Raw genomic sequence first — 19,439 nt, forward strand, 5'->3', positions numbered from 1 at the left:
AATATGTCTCGGACTGATATGGGAGCGTGCAGAAACCGGAGTAGTCCACTCGCTGTCTTATGGACGGTTTCTGGACGGATTTTTCAGGCAGGCTCGGGCGGGAAGATCCGGGCGGCGATGCCGGTTTTGGGCACCCAGCCGAGCACCCGGCGCCGGGCCGTGTGCCAGCCGCCGCCCAGCAGGATGATGCCGGTGCCGAGCAGCAGCGTGGTGGCGATGAAGCTGGTCGAGCCCCCGCCGCCGACCGCATCGACCACCTGGCCGAGGGCCAGCCAGAAGCTGAAGAGGCTGGAGACGACGAGCGCGCGGCGGTTCAGGGCGAGCGAGAGGAGGCCGAGGCCGATCAGGCTGGCCAGGAGGATCATTGCTTCCGGCGTGCTGGGCGTGGCGTTGGGCGCTCCCATGATCATGCCCCGCAGGCCGAGGATGATCTGCGGCGCCGCCGCCACGTGCAGCCAGAACGCATTGTCCGACAGCCGCGTGATGCGGCCAGGGTCTTTCTGGTCGAACCAGATGGCGGCGCCGAGGGTGGCGAGGCCGATGAGGATCGACAGGAGGCCGCCGAAGATCAGGCCCGCATCCCCGAAGAAGCCCGCGAAGGTGTAGGCCGCGGCGGCCACGGAGGCGGCCATCAGGAACATGCAGAAGGGCAGGCGGAAGCGGACCCAGGCGAGGGCGGCAGCACAGCCGCAGCCGACGAACGTGCCCATGCCGGTATTGCCAAGCGTATCCCAGGCCTGCGTCAGGCTGGTGATGGTCTTGGCATTGGCGCCTGTGAGGCCGCTGGCGATCATGCCGAAGGAGAGGCCGGAATAGAGCGTGAAAATCGTGATGGCGGCCATCGTGGGCAGCAGCATCCGGCGGCGGCGGCCGAAGTATTCGGCCAGCAGCCACATGACGCCCGCAACCGGCATCAGGATGATGGCGCCAAACGCGCCGGCATTGCCGCCGGTGACCATCGACCAGAAGTTTGGCCCGAAGAAGAGGCCTGTAATGGCGGTGAGGCCCATCGCCAGGATGACGATCCCGATGGTGATGAAGATGTCGTTGAAGTTGTTCAGGAAGCGCAGATTCTCGGTCTGCTCCGGCATGGTGCGGGTGACTGGGTCGGCGCGGGCGGCGAGGAAGGCTTCGAGGCGGCTCGCCTGATCGCGGGTGATGATGCCGGCATCGGCGGCGGCGCGGATGTCGGAGCGGTCAAACATCCAGTACTTCCACCGTAAAGTGCCCGTTGGTGTAGACACAGATATCGGCAGCGATCTGCATGGCCTTGCGGCCGATCACTTCGGCGTCCTGCTCGTAGTCATAGAGGCCCCGGGCAGCGGCAAGGGCGAAATTGCCGCCGGAGCCGATGGCGACGACATTGTGCTCGGGCTCCAGCACATCGCCGGCGCCGGTGATGACGAGGGTGCTGGTCTTGTCGGCGACGATCAGAAGGGCTTCGAGCTTCTGGAGGTAGCGCTCCGTGCGCCAGTCCTTGGCGAGTTCGACGGCCGCGCGCTGCAACTGTCCTGGGAAGCGCTCCAGCTTCTGCTCGAGACGCTCGAACAGGGTGAAGGCGTCCGCCGTAGCACCCGCGAAGCCAGCGAGAATCGAGCCGTCCGCGATGCGGCGCACCTTGCGGGCGTTGCCTTTCATGATGGTCGGTCCCATCGACACCTGGCCATCTGAAATCATCACAAGCTTGCTCGCCTTGCGAACCGCAATGACGGTGGTGCCATGCCAGGGCAGGCCGGAATTTTCTTGCGTTGTCATGGGTTTGAAATTGGCGGAGTTGGCCCTGCGGCGCAAGGGAGCGCAGGTCGATGCGGAAATGTGACAGTTCTGTCACTGAACTGTCACACACCGCTCCTAAGGGAAGATCGAACGGACCAACGGGATCGACATGTTGCAACAGCTCGGCCAACTGCCCATGGGCTGGCTGCTGATCGCCCTGATCGCGGTCTTCGGCTCGGCGGCGTTTTTCATAGGCCGTGTGCGAGCCGAGCGCCTATTGCTGTCCACTACCGGGCGGATGCATTCGCGCCCCAACTATCACGGCTATTACGTTGCGATGTGGTCCGCGGTGCCGGTCATGCTGGTGGCGGCGGGGTATGCGATCTTTGCCGAACAGCTGACGCGCACCCAGCTGACGCGGGAGCTGCCATCGTCATTCTCTGCGTTGTCGGCGGCGGAGCTGCAAAGCTATCTGGAATCAGTGCGCATGGCTGCCGGAACGGCTGCGAGCGCTGGGGCTGACCGCGTGTTTCAGGCGGTGACCAACCGGTATCTCGAACTGCGCGGCCTGGTAAATGCGGGCACGCTGGTGCTGCTGGGTATCCTGGCGTCGGCCGGCATGTTCTGGGCGCAGCGCCGCCTGAAGCCTTCGTTTCGCGCTCGGGCGCTGGTCGAGAACGGCATGGAACTCGTGCTGTTCGTCTGCGCCGGTGTCGCGATCGCGACGACGGCCGGCATCGTGCTCTCGCTGCTGTATGAAAGCCTGCAATTCTTCCAGAAGGTTTCGGCCTGGGACTTTTTGACGGGCACGCGCTGGAACGCCCAGACAGAAGCGGAGTTCGGCGCGCTGCCGCTGTTCTTCGGCACGTTCATGATCGCGCTTATCGCCATGCTGGTGGCCGCGCCGATCGGCCTGTTCTCTGCGATCTTCCTTTCCGAGTATGCCTCGCCCAAGGCGCGCGGCTGGATCAAGCCGATCCTTGAAATTCTCGCGGGCATCCCGACGGTCGTTTATGGCTTCTTTGCGCTGCTGGTGGTGGCGCCCGCTATCCGCACGGCGGCGATCTGGGTGAACGAGACGGCGATCCAGCTTGGCCTTGCAAGCGAGCCGATCCTTGCCGCGCAGCCGACGAGCGCGCTGGCGGCGGGGCTCGTGATGGGCATCATGGTGATCCCGTTCGTCTCGTCGCTGTCCGATGACGTGATCAACGCCGTGCCCCAGACGCTGCGCGATGCGGCCTATGCGCTGGGCGCGACGAAATCCGAAACCGTCAAGCAGGTCGTTGTGCCGGCAGCGCTCCCGGGCATCATCGCAGCGCTCTTGCTGGCCGTGTCGCGCGCCATCGGCGAGACGATGATCGTAGTAATGGCGGCGGGCAAGAGCGCGCGCATCTCGATGGACCCGACCTCGGATCTGACGACCATCACGGTACAGATCGTATCCCTCATGACCGGCGAGACGGGCTTCGATGATCCAAAGACATTGTCAGCCTTTGCGCTCGGCCTTGTGCTCTTCATTGTAACCCTCGCGTTCAACGTCGTCGCCCTGCGCGTCGTCAAGAAATACCGTGAAAAATATGACTGATACGGCGCGCACCTCGACCCCCAGCGCGGCTGCGGCCAAGCACCTGAAGCGCCGCCGCGCGGCGGATGGCAGGTTCCGGTATTACGGGCTGATCGCGATCCTTGCCGCACTCGGCGCGCTGGCGGTCCTGGTGCTGACCATCGGCTCGCAGGCGCTGTCGGCGGCGACCTATCATGTCGTGCGCTATGACGTGACGCTTGATCCCGCCGTGATTGCGCCAGAGGGCGCAAACCGCCCGGCGGACATCGCGCGCAATGTTGACGGCTTCTACGGCCTCGTTCGGGACAACCTGCTGGAGACCTTTCCGGAAGCCGAATCGGACCGCGTGTCGCGGCGCGAGCTTTCCGATTTCGTGACGCGCCTCGCCGTACTGCCGACGGCGAAGATGATTGCAAACAGCCCGGAACTCGTGGGCGGCGACATCGCTATGACGGCGCCGCTGAATGACGATCTTGACCTTTACCTGAAGGGGCAGGGTGTCCGCGAACGGAAGATCAAGGCTGGCCAGATCACCGCTGTGGCGGCGGACGGCCAGGCAGGCTACCGTGTGACTGGCGCCGGAGCGTTTGACGCGCTGATGGCGGGACTGGCGGTCGCCAATGTCGGCCGCGCGAAAGGCGCCGCGCAGGTGGATGTTTTGCTGACTGCCGGCGTATCGACCGGGCGGTTGACCGACATCACATCCGGATCGGCGCGGCTGGAGCTTCTGACCGGCAAAGCTGCGGATTTCTCGAATTCAAGGCCGGCCGCACGTATCATCGTCTCGCCGGAAGCCGAGCGGACGATTTCCGACCGGCAGATTGCCTGGGTTCTGGCCCTTAAAGAAATGGGCCGGGTCGAGCGGGTGCCGCGCTGGACGTTGCTGACCAATTCTGACAGCACGTACCCGGAGCTTGCAGGCGGTCTTGCAGCCATCGTCGGCTCCCTGCTGACCATGCTGGTGACTGCGATGGTGGCGATGCCCATCGGAATCCTCGCGGCGGTCTATCTGGAAGAATTCGCGCCGCGCAACCGCGTGACCGAGTTCTTCGAGGTGAACATCAACAACCTCGCCGCGGTGCCGTCCATCGTGTTTGGTCTGCTCGGAGCGGCGCTCTATATCAATTTTCTCGGCATGCCGCGATCGGCGCCGTTGGTTGGCGGGCTCGTGCTGGCGCTGATGACTTTCCCTGTCGTGATCATCGCTTCGCGTGCGGCGCTGAAGGCGGTGCCGCCTTCGGTGCGCTCTGGCGCGCTGGCTGTGGGCGCTTCGCAGATGCAGACTGTGTTTCATCATGTGGTGCCGCTGGCCGCGCCGGGCATCCTGACGGGGGCTATCCTCGGCATGGCGCGGGCGCTCGGTGAAACAGCGCCGCTGCTGCTGATCGGCATGGTGGCCTTTGTCGGCGACGTGCCGAGCGGTCCGACGGACGAGTCGACGGTGATGCCAGTGCTGATTTTCAGCTGGTCGAACAATGCCGAACGGGCCTGGGAGCCGCTGACATCCGCCATGATTGTTATCCTACTGGCCTTCCTTTTGCTGATGAATGGCCTCGTGGTATTCCTGCGGCGCAAATACGAACGGAGATGGTGATGGATACGGGACAGGGTACGGCCATGATCGATGACAGCCTCACACTCCCGCGCGCCGCCGAAGCTGCGCCGCGGATCGATTGCCGGAACATCAAGGTGTACTACGGACAGGCTCAGGCCATTCACGATGTGTCGATGACCTTCCCGGACCGGGCGGTGACGGCGCTGATCGGTCCGTCGGGCTGCGGCAAATCCACCTTCCTGCGCTGCCTCAACCGGATGAACGACACGATCGAGAATTGCCGCGTCGAGGGCGAAATCCTGATGGACGGCGAGAACATCAACGATGCCGATATCGATCCGGTGCTGCTGCGCTCGCGCGTCGGCATGGTGTTCCAGAAGCCGAATCCGTTCCCCAAATCGATCTATGACAATATCGCCTATGGCCCGCGTATCCACGGCCTCGCCAATGGCCGCGAGGACCTCGACGCCATCGTCGAGAAAAGCCTTCGCCGTGCCGGCCTCTGGGAAGAGGTGAAGGACCGGCTCACGGCGCCCGGCACCAGCCTTTCGGGCGGCCAGCAGCAGCGCCTGTGCATCGCGCGCGCGATTGCCGTGCAGCCGGAAGTGATCCTGATGGATGAGCCGTGCTCGGCGCTTGACCCGATTGCCACCGCGCGCATCGAGGAGCTGATCGACGAGCTGCGCAACCGCTACTGCATCGTCATCGTGACCCACTCCATGCAGCAGGCCGCGCGCGTGTCCCAGCGCACGGCGTTCTTCCACCTCGGTCATGTGGTCGAGCTGGGCGACACCAACCAGATCTTCACCAACCCGCGCGAGAAGCGCACCGAAGACTATATCACCGGCCGGTTCGGCTGAGCGAGGCAAGCATGTCTGACCATATAGTTTCTGCATATTCGGAAGAGCTCGAGCGGTTGTCTGCCGAGATCATGAAGATGGGCGGGATCTCTGAAACCATGATCGTAGATGCGACCCGGGCCCTCTCGGCGAATGACTTGGAACTTGCCAAGGAAGTTGTACTGCGTGACCCGCTTGTGGATGCCATCGAAGCTGATGCTGAGCGCCAGATTGTTTCCCTGATCGCTCGCCGCCAGCCGATGGGCCACGACCTCCGGATGATCCTCTCGGCGATGAAGATTTCAAGCGAATTGGAGCGGATTGCGGATCTTGCTAAAAACATAGCGAAGCGCGCGCAGCGCCTTGATGAAAACGTCAATGATGAAATGCGCAACGCCATTGTCCGGATGTCGAAGCCCGTTTCACGTCAGCTCAACAACGTTCTGAACGCCTACGCCTCTGCAAGCGCTGACAAGGCCAAAGCAGTCTGGGAGTCGGATGACGATATCGACAACCACTACAACTCCGTTTTCCGAGAGATGCTGACGTATCTCGTCGAAGATCCGCGCCGGATTTCGGCTGGAGCGCATATGCTGTTCATGGCGAAGAACCTTGAGCGGATTGGGGATCACTGCACGAATATTGCAGAGTTTGTCTATTATCAGGTTATCGGGGACTACCTGTCTGAACTTGAACGACCGAAACAGGACCAGGTTTAAGCCCGTGACGGGCCGCGCCAATAGAATGGAGCCGACCCCATGAAGCCCTATGTGCTGATCGCAGAAGACGAGAAGGCCGTATCGGAGCTGCTGCTCTACAACCTGCGCAAGGAAGAGTACGACGTCGGTATAGCCGGAGACGGCGAAGAAACGCTGATCATGCTGGACGAGCGCACGCCGGACCTTCTGCTGCTTGACTGGATGCTGCCGAAAGTGAGCGGCATCGAAATCTGCCGACGCGTGCGCACCGGCGGAACAAACCCGAACCTGCCAATCATCATGCTGACTGCGCGCGGCGAGGAGAGCGACCGGATCCGCGGGCTTGATACGGGTGCGGACGATTATGTGACGAAGCCCTTCTCGACGACCGAGCTGATGGCGCGCGTGCGCGCGGTGCTGCGCCGCATCCGGCCGGGCCTGAAGGATGACCGCATCACGGTGGGCGATATCGAGATCGACCGCGTGGCACACCGCGTCGCGCGCAGGGGCATGGACATCCATCTTGGCCCGACGGAGTTCCGCCTGCTGGACTATTTCATGCAGCATCCGGGGCGCGTGTTCTCGCGCGAACAGCTGCTGGATACGGTGTGGGGCTCGGACGTATATGTCGAGGCGCGTACCGTGGACGTTCATGTCGGGCGGTTGCGCAAGGCGCTGCGGCAGGCGGGCGGGGAAGATCCGATCCGCACGGTGCGCTCGGCTGGCTACGCGTTGCGCGAGGATTGACGGGCGCCGCGAACGGCGCCCGTCTTTACTGGATCAGGCAAAGACTTCCGCGAGGAAGGTTTTCAGGTAGGCGAAGCTGCGGCGATCGGTATCGGCATGATATTGCGTCGCGTCGCCCGTGGCGCCGACGGTCGTGAAGGCATGAGTGGCGAGGCCGTGCGCGTGCAGCTGCCAGTCGCTGCCGGCAAACTCCCTGGCGATGGCCAGCACGTCGTCCGGCGTGGCCATCGGGTCATTCCAGCCATGCTCAATCAGGACCTTCGCCTTGATCCTCGGCTGCGGGATGTTCTCGGCCGGGCGGAAGAGGCCGTGGAACGAGCCGACACCGAGTACGTCCATGCCGGCCCGGGCCATGTCGAGCACGCAGAGGCCGCCGAAGCAGAAGCCGATGGCGGCGGTCTTGGTGGCGCCGGTGTGAGCCTTGGCGGCCGCGATACCGCCTGCGAGGCGTTTCTGCAGCTCAGCGCGGTTGCCCACCAGCGGATACATCAGGCCTTCATTCTCGGCCTGCGTGGTGCCGCGCTTGCCCTTGCCATACACGTCGAGGGCGAAGGCGTTGTAGCCGAATTCCTTTGAGATGATCTCGGCCTTCTGTTTCTCGTTGGCGCCGAGGCCGCCCCAGGCGTGACAGATGATGACCAGAGGGGCATTCGTCCTGCCGGCGGCCGGCAGGTACCAGCCCTCGTAGGCCTGTCCGTCGATCTGATAGTCCACTGCGCTCATCGCGGTCTCCTCTGCTTTGGTTGCCGGGCTTCGATAGAGCGCAAAGGGGGCGTAGTTCAAGGCAAACAGCGATTAGTATGCGCTTTCTAGACTTTTTCCCTAAATCGGGCGGCATGAGTTCACCGTCTTCCCGAAAGGAGCCCCCCATGGCGAAGAAAACCACGAAGACCACGAAAACGGCTGCCCGTGCAAAAGCAGCAGCGGTTGGCAAGCAAGTCGAAGCCCAGTCGACCGAGATGGCCTACAAGATCTGGCTGGCCGGCGTTGGCGCGTATGGCAAAGCCTACGACACGGCGCTCGCCGGCGCGAACGTACTGAACAAGCAATCGGCCGAAGTGTTCGAAGACCTCGTCAAACGCGGTTCGGAAATCGAGCATGATGTGCGCGCCAAGCTGGCCGGCGACGAGCGCGTTGCCGGCGCCTCTAAGCAGGTCACGAAAACGCTCGAGACTGTCCGCGAAATGCAGGTCCAGGCCCGCGACCAGTTCGACGCCCGTCTTGAGCGGATGCGCGACCTGCTGGGCGTGAAAGGCTTCGGCGACGTGCGCCAGAAGTTTGCCCGCCAGATCGACAAGCTGGAAGACGAAGTGGCGGCTGTCACCTCGAAAGCCCGCGCGAAAGTTGGCGATGCTGACCTGAAAGCCCGCCTTGCGCGCCTGACGGCCGAGATCGAAACCGTTGCCGGCGAGACCGGTGCGGAAGTCGCCAAGACCGCCAAGAAAGCCGCCCGCAAGACAACGAAAGCCGTGAAAGCCGCTTTCGCCGCTCCGGAAGGCGCTGACGACCTGACCCAGGCCACCGGCATCGGCCCGGCGCTGGCGAAGAAACTGAACGCGGAAGGCCTGACACGTTTTGCGCAGCTGGCCGCGCTGAAGAAGGCGGAACTGGAAGCCCTCGACGCGAAAGTCGGCGGCCGCGGCCGCGTGGCGAAAGCCGAGTGGTCGAAACTGGCGAAAGCCGCCGTCTGATCAAAACGGGAAGAGCGGGCCGGATGGCCCGCTCTAACCCTTCGTATCCTCGAAATGCCGGATCATCTGGCTGAGCGCAGCCGGACCTGTGTCGCCCATGTAGGGCACCATCAGGCACATCACCTGGAACACCGTCTTGTGGATGAGGGCAGGGCCGTCATGGACCTCTTTCGTGAGCGCGTCGCCGGCGAGCCAGAATGTCAGTGTCGTGATGATCTGGTCGACCAGCGGCTCTTTCAGGCGCTTGTCGATGGACAGCATGCCGAGCCGGTCGAGGTCATCAAGTATGCGGACGATCGTCTGGCGCTTGCCGGCCACAAGGCTGCGGAAGCGCACGGCGAGATCGGGATAGCGGGCGAGGAGGCCGGCGAGGTCGCGGTAGAAGAAGCGGAAGTCGTAGATCTCTTCCAGCAGGATGTAGATGTAGACCCAGTTGTCCTCGACCGAGGCGAGTCCGCCTTTCGAGCCACGGAGGATGACGCGCATTTCCTCCTCGAACCGCTCGTACAGGGCCCGGATGATCGCGTCCTTGCCCTTGAAATGGTAGTAAAGGTTGCCGGGGCTGATCTCCAGCGCATTGGCAATATCGACAGACGACAGCCCGCTTTCTCCTTCCTCGTTGAAGAGAAGGAGGCTGACTTCAAGTATCCGGTCGCGTGTTTTCATGGCCAAGGTAGCAGTTTGACAGCTAAATCTGACTGTGGAACGAATTTTGCGAGTAAATTTACCACGGTCTTTTTGCCGGATGGCAAGGGACCGGGATTAGACCGGCCACTGGCGGACAGCTGCCAGGAGAGCCCGGCGGCACTCGGGAGGGACTGAAAATGAGCACACCCAAGGACGAAATCGCCCAGAATGCGGCGCAGAGCACGACGGCCCTTAACCCGTTGCTCGGCGGTATTAACCGTCAGGAGCTGCTGGGCGCGGTGGCGATGATGCTGCGCTCATCGGTGACCAATCCGGTGACGACGGCCAAGGCGGCCCGCAAGATCGTTGCCGAGAATACCGAGATCCTGCTCGGCAAGTCCAAGCGCGAGGCTGACAAGAAGGATCGCCGCTTCAAGGACCCGGCCTGGGAGCACAACCCCTTCTACAAGCGCGGCATGCAGGCCTTCCTGGCCACGCAGGAACACCTCCATGACTGGGTCAGCGACATCAAGATGAGCGAACTGGAGCACGCCCGCGCCAAGTTCGTGATGGGGATGATCACCGATGCGCTGGCGCCGACCAACACGCTGATCGGCAACCCGGCCGCCACCAAACGCGTCGTTGATTCCGGCGGCCTGTCGCTGCTGAAGGGTATGAAGAACCTCTATGACGACCTGACGAAGAATGGCGGCCTGCCATCGCAGGTCGACAAGCGTCCGTTCAAGGTCGGCGAGAACCTTGCGGTGTCGAAAGGATCGGTCGTCTGGAAGAACGAGATGCTGGAGCTGATCCAGTATGCGCCGACCACGGAGAAAGTTTACAAGACGCCGATCCTGATCATTCCGCCACAGATCAACAAGTTCTATGCGATGGACCTGACGCCGATGACGTCGATGGTCCAGTTCCTCCTCGCGATGGAACAGCAGACTTTCGTGATCTCCTGGCGAAACCCGCAGAAGGAGCATCGCGCCTGGGGCCTCTCGGATTATATCGACAGCCTGATCCAGGCGAGCGAAGTCATCCGCAAGATCACCAAGTCGCCGAAGCTCAACGTGTCCGGCGCCTGCTCGGGCGGCATCACCACGGCATCCTTCGCGAGCCTTCTGGCCGCCGCCGGCGACAAACGGATCAACGCCGTGACTTTCATGGTGTGTGTGCTGAATCCGCAGAAGGAAGATAGCGATATCGGCCAGATCGTCTCCGATGGAAGCCTTGAGATTGCACGGAAAATGTCGAAGGCGCGCGGTATCCTGAAGGGCGACGATCTCGCCCGGATGTTTGCCTGGATGCGCCCCAATGACCTGATCTGGAACTATGTCGTCAACAACTACCTGATGGGTGAAGACCCGCCGCCGTATGACGTTCTTTTCTGGAACAACGATACCACCAATCTGCCGGCGCAGCTGCACTCTGACTATCTCGACATCGCGCTGCACCAGCCGTTCGATCATCCGGGTACGGTGGAGGTGGCCGGGCACAAGGCAGATCTGACGAAGGTGACGGCGGACGCGTTTGTCGTCGCCGGCCTCACGGACCACATTACGCCTTGGAAAGCCTGCTACCGCACGCCGGGCCTGCTCGGCTCGAAGAATGTCGAGTTCATCCTCTCGTCCAGCGGCCACCTTCAGTCACTGATCAATCCGCCGGGAAATCCGAAGGCGAAGTATTTCCGCTCCACCAACATGAAACCGACCCCGGACGAATGGGCTGCCAGCGCCGAGGAGCATAATGGTTCCTGGTGGCCGCGCTGGGGAGAATGGTTGAAGGAGCGCGCGGGCCCGCTTAAGGCGGCGCCGGCATCGGTGGGCAATGAAGCCTTCCCGCCGCAGTATGCGGCGCCGGGCCGGTACGTATTCAACGAGTAGACGACCCGAGCAAGGACCGCCCCATGGCCAGCTACACGCGCAAGCCGGAAATTACGATGCAGGACGTGGACGGCATCCTGCTGCGCACGGCGTACTGGGAAGCGCCGGAGGACAATGGCGAACTGCCGCTGCTATTCTTCAACGGCATCGGGGCGAACCTTGAACTGACTCTCGGTCTCGGCGACATGTTCCCCGGCCGCGAGATCATTACCTTCGACGTGCCTGGCGTGGGCCTTAGCCCCGTGACCCAATGGCCCTACCGGCACTGGATGCTGGCGCGCTGGGTGCGCAAACTGATCGACCGCTACGGCATTGACGTGGTGGACGTTATGGGAGTTTCGTGGGGCGGGGCGCTGGCGCAGCAGTTCTCGTTCCAGTACCGCAGCCGCGTGAGCCGGCTGATCCTGTGCGCAACCTCTTCCGGCATGACGATGATCCCCGGCAAACCGGCCTCATTGTCGAAGATGGTGGACACGCGCCGGTATACCGATCCGGAATTCATGCGCGAGAATTTCGCCAAGCTCTACGGGGACGCAGCAGACGAGTCGGCAGGCAGCCATGTCGACGGCCTCCTGCCGCCTGACCCGAAGGGTTACGTCTACCAGCTGCTCGCCTTTGCCGGCTGGTCGAGCCTGCCCTTCATCCGTTTCCTGAAGATGCCGACGCTGGTGATGATGGGGGACAAGGACAGCATCGTGCCGCTGGTCAATGGTCAGATCCTGACCTGGGCGCTTCCGGATGCGCGACTGCATGTGGTGGAAGGCGGCGGACACTTGTTCCTGGTGACCCGCGCGGCCGAGACGGCGCGCGTGATCAACGAATTCCTGAACGGTCCTGATAACGCTTCCGCCCAGGCCGCCTAGTCGTTCATCAGGCGTTCGGCCTGGATGCGTACTGCGCCATAATCGACCTTGCCGGTGCCGAGCACCGGGATCTCGCTAACGCGGAAAACCCGTCTCGGTACGGAAATCTCGGGCACACCATGGCTTTGGGCCCAGTTGAGGATCGGCGTGCGAGCCGCTTCAGGCGCATCGCTGAGCAGGATGACCTGTTCACCTTTCTTCGGATCGGGCAGGGTGACCGCGGCGTGCATATGGTCCGGCCAGACGGCGGCGGCGCAGTTTTCCACGACTGCCAGCGAGACCATCTCCCCGCCGATCTTGGCGAAACGCTTCACGCGGCCGAGGATCTTGATGAAGCCTTCGGCGTCGACATCGACGATGTCGCCGGTATCGTGCCAGCCATCGATCAGTTTCTCGATCATGCCGGGGTTGGAAGGCCGCAGGTAGCCCAGCATGATGTTCGGGCCGCGGATGTGGAAACGTCCACCTTCCGGCATGCCTTCCACGGGAACCAGCCTGTAGTCGATATCGGCCATCAGGCGCCCGACAGTGCCAGGCTTGTTGTGTTCCCACTGGTTGGCCGCGACCACCGGCGAAGCTTCGGTTGCACCGTAACCTTCGAGGATCTCGATATTGAACTTGCGGCGCACATAGTCACGCGTCTCGTCCTTCACCCGCTCGGCGCCGCAGACGGCGAGGCGGATGGAGTCCATGTCGCCGTCGGCGCCGGTGCGCGCGTATTGCGAAATGAACGTATCGGTGGCCAGGAGGATCGTAGCGCCGGTCTCGCGGATCCGGCGCACGATTTCCTTGGGCTGGAGCGGTGAAGGATGGAAGACGACCTTGATGCCGGCGATGAGGGGCAACAGCGCGCCGACCGTGAGGCCGAAACAGTGGAAAGTCGGCAGCGGATTGAATACAATATCCGTATCCGGACTGAGGCCGATATGGGCGCGCACCTGCTCGATGTTCGCCATCACGTTCTCATGGCTGAGCACGACGCCCTTGGGCTCGCCTTCGGTGCCGGAGGTGAAGAGGATGACGCCGGGTTGTTTGTGGCTCAGCGCGGCGCCCACGAAAGTCGGTAGGACCGGGCCAGCGAGGGCGGAGAGCTTATCGCCGATCGAGAGCTTCTCGCGAACGTCTTCCAAGTACACGATCTCGACGGCTTTGGAGAGTTCGGCGACCAGGTCTTCCAGGCCGCCCAGCTCGACAAACTTATGGGCGGTGATCAGCCGCTTGACGTTTGCCGCGCGCATGGCGGACTTGAGGTTCTTGGAGCCTGCCGTGAAGTTCAGCATCGCCGGGACGCGGCCATAGGCCGTCAGTGCGAAGAAGCCGATCACCGAACCTGCGCCGGTCGGAAGCATGACGCCGACCGCTTCGCCGCGCTTGGTGCCCTTCTTCAGGGCTGAGCCCAGGCCGAAGACAGCCCGGATGATTTCCTTGTAGGTGAGGATGCGCTCATCCCCGTCCACAAGGACTGGCTTGCCCGCGCCGAATTCGCGCGACGCGCGGAGCAGGGCGGTGAACAGGTTAACGCGCGTGCGTTCCGGCTTGTACGCCAGTGGAGCCGGCACAAGCGGCTGGAGGGATTGCTGCATCGGGTTCGCCCTGACTCGTTTCTTCCCGTAGTTTTTGTAACATTCTGTCATCTAGCGTCATGCAAGCAAGCGATATTGCAAGTCTGCATATGCAGCCTTCGCATTGAGCGGCTTGCTGAATCGCGCGGCGGGCGCCATTTTGCCGGGAATGGCAAACCTCATCGACCTGAAAAACAACGCGCCCCGGCCCCGTCACCCCGAGAAACAGGGGCGTCCGGATACACCCTTGATGCGAAAACCCGACTGGATTCGCGTCAAGGCGCCGACCTCGGAGGGCTATGCGGCTACCCGGGCGATTGTCAAATCCAAGGGTCTGGTGACCGTTTGCGAGGAAGCTGGCTGCCCCAACATCGGCGAATGCTGGGACAAGAAGCACGCGACGATGATGATTCTCGGCGACGTATGCACGCGCGCCTGTTCGTTCTGCAACGTAGCGACGGGAAAGCCGAAACCGGGCGTTGATGCAGACGAGCCCCGCCGCGTCGGCGAGGCGGTGGCCGAGATGGGCCTCAGCCACGTGGTCATTACGTCAGTGGACCGCGACGACCTGGAAGACGGCGGCGCGATGCATTTCGTGCACACGATCCGCTCGATCCGCGAGCGTGCGCCTGGCTCGACCATCGAAATCCTGACACCGGACTTCCTGCGCAAGGACGGCTGGGAGACCCATGTCATCGATGCGAAGCCGGACGTGTTCAATCACAATCTCGAAACCGTGCCGCGCCTCTACCTCTCGATCCGACCCGGCGCGCGCTATTTCCATTCCCTGCGTCTGCTTCAGAAGGTGAAGGACCGCGATCCGTCGCAGTTCACGAAGTCCGGCCTGATGGTCGGCCTTGGCGAGACAAAGGAAGAAGTGATGCAGGTGATGGACGACATGCGTTCGGCGGGTGTCGACTTCATCACCATCGGTCAGTATCTGCAGCCAACGCGAAAGCACGCCGCGATTGATCGCTTCGTCACGCCGGACGAGTTCAAGGCGTATGAGGAAATCGCGCGGGCGAAGGGCTTCCTGATGGTGTCCGCCAGCCCGCTGACGCGCTCTAGTCATCACGCCGGCGAAGACTTCGCTAAGCTGCGTGCCGCGCGTGAAGCGCAGCTTGCCGCGCGCGCCTGAGGCATGCCGCGTTTCTCGAAAACCCTCCGTGTGCCCTACGGGCCGGCTGAATGTTTCCAACTGGTATCGGACATTGCGCGGTATCCGGACTTCATCCGCTGGATCACCGCGATGCGCGTGACGGGCGCGCGGGAACTGCAACCGAGTGTGAACGAATGCCAGGGTGAGGCGGTGGTCGGCTTCAAGGGCTTCACGGAGCGGTTCACCACGCAGGTGGTAGCAGATGAACCCGCAAAGCGCGTGACAGCCGCGCTTGTACGCGGGCCGTTCCGCAAGCTGTTTGCCGAGTGGCGCATCTTCGAAACCGTCGGCGGCGCGACGGATATCACGCTCGAGATCGACTATGAGTTTCGCAATCCGGTGATTGGCTTCCTCGCGGCAGCCAACCATGACCTTGCGACGGATCGCATTCTCAATGCGTTTCTGGTTGAAGCGCAGCGGCGGTTCGGGAAGAGTGCCGTTCCATAGGGGCAACCCGGATGATCGGCCAGAATGCTGTCGCGCATATCCAGCCGACCGTGAGCGGCCGGAAGCGCAGCTGGGGCGTCCATCACCGTATCCTGCTCCAGTCCTTCGGCATGACGATCCGGAGGGATGAGGCGACGACGTTCTACTGTATCGGCAGGCGCGCCGGCATCGCAATCAGCGAGATCAGCGACACGGGCCGGGGCGTGGCGTTTGATCAGTGGTGCTTTGCGCTGCACCCTTTCTGCTTCCGGCTTCGCTCGGGACAGGACATCCCAAGCCTTCGCGAGGTGTTGGCCGACATGGGGCCTGATTGTCCGGCCGCCGGAGCCCGGCGGTGGGCTCCAGGCTATCCTTTCGTGCGGCGGGAAGACCCGGCCGGGATCCGCCTGGACGCCGTGTTCATTCCGGGCGGGGGATATCCGGCGGTGATCAGGGACAAGACACTCATCCCGTCCATGACCTAGCGCATCTGCACCTGAATAAGTTTCAGCGCGGTCTCCAGTGCTTCCATGCGGATGGCCGAGCGGCCGATGTCGCCGAGTTGCAGCACTTCGTGGACCACGGCGCGGTTCTCCCGCGCGCAGGCGACGTGGACGAGGCCGACCGGTTTCATCTTGGTGCCGCCGCCGGGGCCCGCGACGCCGGTGATGCCGACCGCTATGTTCGCCCGGCTGTTGGCGAGCGCACCTTCTGCCATCATGCGCGCGACCGGTTCGGACACGGCGCCATAGTCTGCCAGCACATCGCCCGGCACGCCGAGCATCTCTTCCTTCGCTTTGTTGGAATAGGTGACGAAGCCGCGCTCAAACACGCTGGACGAGCCGGGAATGTCGGTAAACAGCGCGGCGACGAGGCCGCCGGTGCAGCTTTCGGCGGTCGCGATCTTCAGGCGCGCCTGTTCGGCGTCGTCGAGGATCAGCATGGCGAGATTTCGGAGGCGGTCTGGAAACATGGCGCGAGCCTACAGGGCGCCTAACGGCCCGTGAAGACCGGATCGCGCTTCTCGATGAAGGCGGCGGCGCTTTCCTTGGCGTCTTCGGTCTGCATCAGCTTGCGTATCTCGGTAATCGCCCACCTGCCGGTTTCACGCCAGTCGGGATCGAGCGTGCGGCGCAGGCCTGCCTTCAGCGCGCGGACAGCCTGGGGCGGATTGGCGGCAATCTTCTCGGCGATGCCGAGCGCAGTCGGCAGCAGTTCCTCCTGCGATACGACACGGCCAACAAGGCCGATCTCCTTGGCTTCCCGCGCGGTGATGATGTCGCCGGTGAAAAGCAGTTCGCTCGCCTTTTCGCGCCCGACGATCTGGGCAAGGCGGCCAAGGCCCGGCGCGTCGCAGCAGAGGCCGCGCTTGACGAAGATCTCCCCCCACTTCGCGGTGTCTGCCATAACGCGGATATCGGCCATGATGGACAGCTCCGCGCCCCAGCCGAGCGCGAAGCCGTTGATGGCGGCGATGACCGGAATGTCCGTATGCAGAAGGGCGTCCGCCGCAGGCGTCAGGCCACCCGTGTCCTTCGCCTTCGCAGCCCGCTCCGGCGTGATCGGCGCGCCTTTGGAGAGGATTTTCTTGACGTCGTCGCCCGAGCAGAAGGCGCGCGTGCCGGAGCCGGTAATGACGATGGCCCGCGCGTCCGAGGTGCGGACCGCGTCTTCCAGCGCATCATAAAGGTCATAGTCCAGCGAGTTCATCGCTTCGGGCCGGTTGAGCGTCAGCAGGGTGACGTGCCCGTGTAGCTCTTTGAGCAGGATGTCAGACATGGCGGTTCTCCCCGATAGTTTGCCGTAGGGTCTCACGAAGCGGGCGCCCTGAAAATGCTGCCGCCGGGTCAGCGCCCAATCAGTACAAGGGCATCAGCACCGCTATCGCTTCAGCGGCGATGCCTTCGCGACGGCCGGTGAAGCCGAGGCCTTCGGTGGTTGTGGCCTTCACGCTGACGGCGTCGAGCGGCAGACCGAGGAGTTCGGCAGTACGTGCCCGCATCGCTTCGCGGTGGGGCTTCACCTTCGGCGCTTCGCAGATCACCGTGATGTCGCAGCTGTCGATCCGGTATCCTTTCGATTCTGCGAGAGTCTGAGAATGTTTGAGAAAGATTCCACTATCGGCGTCCTTCCAGCGAGAGTCAGACGGCGGAAAATGATCGCCAATGTCACCCAATGCGACGGCCCCGAGGATGGCATCGGTCAGCGCATGCCATCCGGCATCGGCGTCAGAATGGCCTTTGAGTTTGGCAACGTGCGGAATGGGCACGCCGCAGAGCGTGACGTGATCGCCCGGCTCAAATTCGTGGACATCAAAGCCCTTGCCGACACGGGGTGCGCCCGTTGGCGCAAGGAGGCGGGCGAGCATATCGAAATCCTCGGGATAGGTGATCTTGGTGAGTTTGGCTGAGCCCGTGATGAACTGGACGCGGGCGCCGGCCGCCTCGACTGCGGCAAGGTCATCGACAAGGTCGCCGCCGCTCCGTGTGAGGGCATCGCGAATGGCGCCGAAGCGAAAGGCCTGCGGGGTCTGCACCCTATAGAGGCCAGCGCGGTCAACGGTCGTCAGCACGCCTTCGTCATCGCGCTTCAGGGCATCGGAGACGGGCAGGGCGGGGGCTGCGGCGTCGGCAATGTCCAGCGCCTCGATAAGAGCGGTGATGAGCGCGCCATCAATACCCGGGCGGGCGGCATCGTGGATCAGCACCTTGGTGTCCTTTGGCACCTCCAGAACGGCGAGGCCGCTGAGGACGGACTGGGTACGAGAGGCGCCCGGCTCCGCGCGCACGAACCGCTGGCCCTTGCCGGGTTTGCCCAGCTCGGCGGAGGCGACCACGACGATGTCGGTGACGGCTGGATGGCGGCTGAACACGTCGATCGACCAGTCGATCACGCGGCGGCCGAGCAGCGGCTGCCATTGCTTGGGCGCATCTGCACCCGCCCGGAGACCTTTGCCCCCAGCGACGATAAGAACGGCTACGCGAGTCATGTGGTGCTTCTAAAGCAGCCGTTCCGGTGTGACTATCCTGCCGCAGGAAACTCGCCTTCTGCACGAAAATTGTGCTGCACATCATTTGGGCGCTTGCTCGAGAAGCGGAATTCGTGAAGATAAAGAAATGATTAAATATAAGGCACCTCGGGTTTGGCTGGCGCCGATGTCGGGCGCGACGGACGCTCCGATGCGGCGTCAGGCCGTGCGTTTCGGCGCGCCGGCGGTCGTGTCCGAGATGGTGGCGGGCGAAACGCTGGCGAAGGCCCGGCCGGATGTGGTGCGGCGCACCTGCCGGCATGAGGGCGCCGGGTTCTGGATCGTCCAGCTCGCCGCGCGCCGTCCGGGCGACATGCTGGCGGGCGCCAAGCTGATGGCGGAAGCCGGAGTCGATGTGATCGACATCAACATGGGTTGCCCCTCCAAGGAGGTGACCGGCGGCCAGTCGGGCTCGGCGCTGATGCGCGACCTGGAGCTTGCCGGCGAGATCATCGATGCGGCCATCGAAGGCGCGGGCGCGCGCCCCGTGACGCTGAAGATGCGGCTCGGCTGGGACGATACGCTCCGGAACGCGCCGGCGCTGGCGCAGATTGCCGAGCGCAAAGGCGTGCAGATGCTCACCGTTCACGGGCGCACGCGCTGCCAGTTCTATGCCGGCGCGGCCGACTGGTCGGCGGTGCGCGAAACGGTCGACGCCGTCGCGCTGCCCGTGATCGTAAACGGCGATATCCGCGATGCTGCCTCCGCGCGGGAAGCGCTGCGGCAGTCCGGCGCACACGGCGTGATGATCGGCCGCGCGGCGATGGGGCGGCCTTGGCTGCCGGGTGAGATTGCTGCTGCGCTCGACGGCCGCCGCTGGCGCATGCCGGACATGGCCGCACAGTGCGACAGTCTCGCCGAGCAGGTTGCGGATTCGCTCGCGCTCTACGGCTCCAGCCTCGGCCTACGGATGGCGCGTAAGCATGTCGCGGCGGCGATCGATCATCTCGCGCTGCCGCTGCCTGCGGCCGAGCGCCGCGCGCTGCGATCCGAACTCTGCCGGATTGAAGATCCGGCCGAACTTACCCGCGCCTTGCGTGCGGTCTATCTGGAAAGAATCCCCGAGGAGCTGGTCTGA

20 protein-coding genes are annotated in these 19,439 nt (G+C 63.3%); 12 read left to right on the forward strand and 8 right to left on the reverse strand.

The window, feature by feature from the left end:
* Positions 1–83 precede the first annotated feature (83 nt).
* Together Q0C17_RS16055 and hslV are read right to left on the reverse strand one after the other, a co-directional pair.
* The gene (locus tag Q0C17_RS16055) at positions 84–1,205 is read right to left on the reverse strand and encodes a hypothetical protein (RefSeq protein WP_291208449.1); all 1,122 of its coding nucleotides are present in this window, start codon (positions 1,203–1,205) and stop codon (positions 84–86) included.
* Positions 1,198–1,755, reverse strand: coding sequence for an ATP-dependent protease subunit HslV (gene hslV, locus Q0C17_RS16060; RefSeq protein WP_291208450.1), 558 nt, complete (start codon positions 1,753–1,755; stop codon positions 1,198–1,200). The genes Q0C17_RS16055 and hslV overlap by 8 nt, the downstream gene beginning before the upstream one ends.
* A gap of 130 nt (positions 1,756–1,885) precedes the next feature.
* On the opposite strand from hslV, the gene pstC reads away from it, so the two are divergent.
* The 5 genes from pstC to phoB are packed head-to-tail and all read left to right on the forward strand — an operon-like array spanning position 1,886 to position 7,119.
* Positions 1,886–3,301: a phosphate ABC transporter permease subunit PstC gene (gene pstC / locus Q0C17_RS16065; RefSeq protein WP_291208451.1), complete on the forward strand. Its 1,416-nt coding sequence runs from the start codon at positions 1,886–1,888 to the stop codon at positions 3,299–3,301.
* Complete coding sequence (gene pstA / locus Q0C17_RS16070; RefSeq protein WP_291208540.1) at positions 3,294–4,874, forward strand: phosphate ABC transporter permease PstA; 1,581 nt, start codon at positions 3,294–3,296, stop codon at positions 4,872–4,874. The genes pstC and pstA overlap by 8 nt, the downstream gene beginning before the upstream one ends.
* A gap of 23 nt (positions 4,875–4,897) precedes the next feature.
* A complete protein-coding gene (gene pstB / locus Q0C17_RS16075; RefSeq protein ID WP_291208543.1) occupies positions 4,898–5,695 on the forward strand; it encodes a phosphate ABC transporter ATP-binding protein PstB in 798 nt (265 codons plus the stop codon).
* A gap of 11 nt (positions 5,696–5,706) precedes the next feature.
* Entirely contained in the window at positions 5,707–6,393 is a 687-nt protein-coding gene (gene phoU / locus Q0C17_RS16080) for a phosphate signaling complex protein PhoU (protein WP_291208454.1), read from the forward strand.
* Positions 6,394–6,432: 39 nt separating this feature from the next.
* Positions 6,433–7,119: a phosphate regulon transcriptional regulator PhoB gene (gene phoB / locus Q0C17_RS16085; RefSeq protein WP_291208457.1), complete on the forward strand. Its 687-nt coding sequence runs from the start codon at positions 6,433–6,435 to the stop codon at positions 7,117–7,119.
* 33 nt (positions 7,120–7,152) lie between these two features.
* Here the strand turns inward: phoB and Q0C17_RS16090 are convergent, their stop codons facing one another.
* Positions 7,153–7,842 (reverse strand): dienelactone hydrolase family protein, encoded by a 690-nt coding sequence (locus Q0C17_RS16090; protein WP_291208459.1) that lies wholly within the window; start codon positions 7,840–7,842, stop codon positions 7,153–7,155.
* 146 nt (positions 7,843–7,988) lie between these two features.
* Between Q0C17_RS16090 and Q0C17_RS16095 the strand changes: the two genes are divergently transcribed.
* A complete protein-coding gene (locus Q0C17_RS16095) occupies positions 7,989–8,810 on the forward strand; it encodes a phasin family protein (RefSeq protein WP_291208462.1) in 822 nt (273 codons plus the stop codon).
* 33 nt (positions 8,811–8,843) lie between these two features.
* Here Q0C17_RS16095 and Q0C17_RS16100 read toward each other — a convergent pair whose 3' ends face one another.
* On the reverse strand, positions 8,844–9,476 hold the full coding sequence (locus tag Q0C17_RS16100; protein ID WP_291208465.1) for a TetR/AcrR family transcriptional regulator: 633 nt from the start codon (positions 9,474–9,476) through the stop codon (positions 8,844–8,846).
* Positions 9,477–9,634: 158 nt separating this feature from the next.
* Here Q0C17_RS16100 and Q0C17_RS16105 point away from each other — a divergent pair, with 158 nt between their 5' ends.
* The gene (locus Q0C17_RS16105) at positions 9,635–11,323 is read left to right on the forward strand and encodes an alpha/beta fold hydrolase (protein ID WP_291208468.1); all 1,689 of its coding nucleotides are present in this window, start codon (positions 9,635–9,637) and stop codon (positions 11,321–11,323) included.
* A 23-nt stretch (positions 11,324–11,346) separates the two neighbouring features.
* Positions 11,347–12,186 (forward strand): alpha/beta fold hydrolase, encoded by an 840-nt coding sequence (locus Q0C17_RS16110; protein WP_291208471.1) that lies wholly within the window; start codon positions 11,347–11,349, stop codon positions 12,184–12,186.
* Here the strand turns inward: Q0C17_RS16110 and Q0C17_RS16115 are convergent.
* A complete protein-coding gene (locus Q0C17_RS16115) occupies positions 12,183–13,769 on the reverse strand; it encodes an AMP-binding protein (protein ID WP_291208473.1) in 1,587 nt (528 codons plus the stop codon). The genes Q0C17_RS16110 and Q0C17_RS16115 overlap by 4 nt on opposite strands.
* Positions 13,770–13,917: 148 nt before the next feature.
* Here Q0C17_RS16115 and lipA point away from each other — a divergent pair, with 148 nt between their 5' ends.
* Genes lipA through Q0C17_RS16130 form a run of 3 tightly spaced genes read left to right on the forward strand, consistent with a single transcriptional unit; the run spans position 13,918 to position 15,818 of the window.
* Positions 13,918–14,886, forward strand: coding sequence for a lipoyl synthase (gene lipA, locus Q0C17_RS16120; protein ID WP_291208476.1), 969 nt, complete (start codon positions 13,918–13,920; stop codon positions 14,884–14,886).
* Positions 14,887–14,889: 3 nt separating this feature from the next.
* Complete coding sequence (locus tag Q0C17_RS16125) at positions 14,890–15,354, forward strand: type II toxin-antitoxin system RatA family toxin (protein WP_291208479.1); 465 nt, start codon at positions 14,890–14,892, stop codon at positions 15,352–15,354.
* A gap of 11 nt (positions 15,355–15,365) precedes the next feature.
* A complete protein-coding gene (locus Q0C17_RS16130; protein WP_291208482.1) occupies positions 15,366–15,818 on the forward strand; it encodes a hypothetical protein in 453 nt (150 codons plus the stop codon).
* On the opposite strand, the gene Q0C17_RS16135 is transcribed toward Q0C17_RS16130, so the two are convergent.
* The 3 genes from Q0C17_RS16135 to Q0C17_RS16145 all read right to left on the reverse strand — a co-directional run bounded on the left by Q0C17_RS16135 (position 15,815) and on the right by Q0C17_RS16145 (position 18,322).
* Positions 15,815–16,306 carry a CinA family protein gene (locus Q0C17_RS16135; RefSeq protein ID WP_291208485.1) on the reverse strand — a complete coding sequence of 164 codons (492 nt, stop codon included), beginning with the start codon at positions 16,304–16,306 and terminating at the stop codon, positions 15,815–15,817. The genes Q0C17_RS16130 and Q0C17_RS16135 overlap by 4 nt on opposite strands.
* A gap of 20 nt (positions 16,307–16,326) precedes the next feature.
* Positions 16,327–17,112, reverse strand: a complete 786-nt coding sequence (locus Q0C17_RS16140; RefSeq protein ID WP_291208488.1) for an enoyl-CoA hydratase-related protein — start codon at positions 17,110–17,112, stop codon at positions 16,327–16,329.
* Positions 17,113–17,191: 79 nt separating this feature from the next.
* Positions 17,192–18,322: a bifunctional 2-C-methyl-D-erythritol 4-phosphate cytidylyltransferase/2-C-methyl-D-erythritol 2,4-cyclodiphosphate synthase gene (locus Q0C17_RS16145; RefSeq protein WP_291208491.1), complete on the reverse strand. Its 1,131-nt coding sequence runs from the start codon at positions 18,320–18,322 to the stop codon at positions 17,192–17,194.
* Between the two features lie 127 nt (positions 18,323–18,449).
* Here Q0C17_RS16145 and Q0C17_RS16150 point away from each other — a divergent pair, with 127 nt between their 5' ends.
* On the forward strand, positions 18,450–19,439 hold the full coding sequence (locus tag Q0C17_RS16150; RefSeq protein ID WP_291208494.1) for a tRNA-dihydrouridine synthase: 990 nt from the start codon (positions 18,450–18,452) through the stop codon (positions 19,437–19,439).

Source organism: Hyphomonas sp., assembly GCF_022844445.1.
GTDB lineage: Bacteria > Pseudomonadota > Alphaproteobacteria > Caulobacterales > Hyphomonadaceae > Hyphomonas.

Bases quoted from the DNA above. Each gene is read 5' to 3' on its own strand.
- Q0C17_RS16055 (WP_291208449.1), bottom strand. From the start codon at position 1,205: ATGTTTGACCGCTCCGACATCCGCGCCGCCGCCGATGCCGGCATCATC.
- hslV (WP_291208450.1), bottom strand. From the start codon at position 1,755: ATGACAACGCAAGAAAATTCCGGCCTGCCCTGGCATGGCACCACCGTC.
- pstC (WP_291208451.1), top strand. From the start codon at position 1,886: ATGTTGCAACAGCTCGGCCAACTGCCCATGGGCTGGCTGCTGATCGCC.
- pstA (WP_291208540.1), top strand. From the start codon at position 3,294: ATGACTGATACGGCGCGCACCTCGACCCCCAGCGCGGCTGCGGCCAAG.
- pstB (WP_291208543.1), top strand. From the start codon at position 4,898: ATGATCGATGACAGCCTCACACTCCCGCGCGCCGCCGAAGCTGCGCCG.
- phoU (WP_291208454.1), top strand. From the start codon at position 5,707: ATGTCTGACCATATAGTTTCTGCATATTCGGAAGAGCTCGAGCGGTTG.
- phoB (WP_291208457.1), top strand. From the start codon at position 6,433: ATGAAGCCCTATGTGCTGATCGCAGAAGACGAGAAGGCCGTATCGGAG.
- Q0C17_RS16090 (WP_291208459.1), bottom strand. From the start codon at position 7,842: ATGAGCGCAGTGGACTATCAGATCGACGGACAGGCCTACGAGGGCTGG.
- Q0C17_RS16095 (WP_291208462.1), top strand. From the start codon at position 7,989: ATGGCGAAGAAAACCACGAAGACCACGAAAACGGCTGCCCGTGCAAAA.
- Q0C17_RS16100 (WP_291208465.1), bottom strand. From the start codon at position 9,476: ATGAAAACACGCGACCGGATACTTGAAGTCAGCCTCCTTCTCTTCAAC.
- Q0C17_RS16105 (WP_291208468.1), top strand. From the start codon at position 9,635: ATGAGCACACCCAAGGACGAAATCGCCCAGAATGCGGCGCAGAGCACG.
- Q0C17_RS16110 (WP_291208471.1), top strand. From the start codon at position 11,347: ATGGCCAGCTACACGCGCAAGCCGGAAATTACGATGCAGGACGTGGAC.
- Q0C17_RS16115 (WP_291208473.1), bottom strand. From the start codon at position 13,769: ATGCAGCAATCCCTCCAGCCGCTTGTGCCGGCTCCACTGGCGTACAAG.
- lipA (WP_291208476.1), top strand. From the start codon at position 13,918: ATGGCAAACCTCATCGACCTGAAAAACAACGCGCCCCGGCCCCGTCAC.
- Q0C17_RS16125 (WP_291208479.1), top strand. From the start codon at position 14,890: ATGCCGCGTTTCTCGAAAACCCTCCGTGTGCCCTACGGGCCGGCTGAA.
- Q0C17_RS16130 (WP_291208482.1), top strand. From the start codon at position 15,366: ATGATCGGCCAGAATGCTGTCGCGCATATCCAGCCGACCGTGAGCGGC.
- Q0C17_RS16135 (WP_291208485.1), bottom strand. From the start codon at position 16,306: ATGTTTCCAGACCGCCTCCGAAATCTCGCCATGCTGATCCTCGACGAC.
- Q0C17_RS16140 (WP_291208488.1), bottom strand. From the start codon at position 17,112: ATGTCTGACATCCTGCTCAAAGAGCTACACGGGCACGTCACCCTGCTG.
- Q0C17_RS16145 (WP_291208491.1), bottom strand. From the start codon at position 18,322: ATGACTCGCGTAGCCGTTCTTATCGTCGCTGGGGGCAAAGGTCTCCGG.
- Q0C17_RS16150 (WP_291208494.1), top strand. From the start codon at position 18,450: ATGATTAAATATAAGGCACCTCGGGTTTGGCTGGCGCCGATGTCGGGC.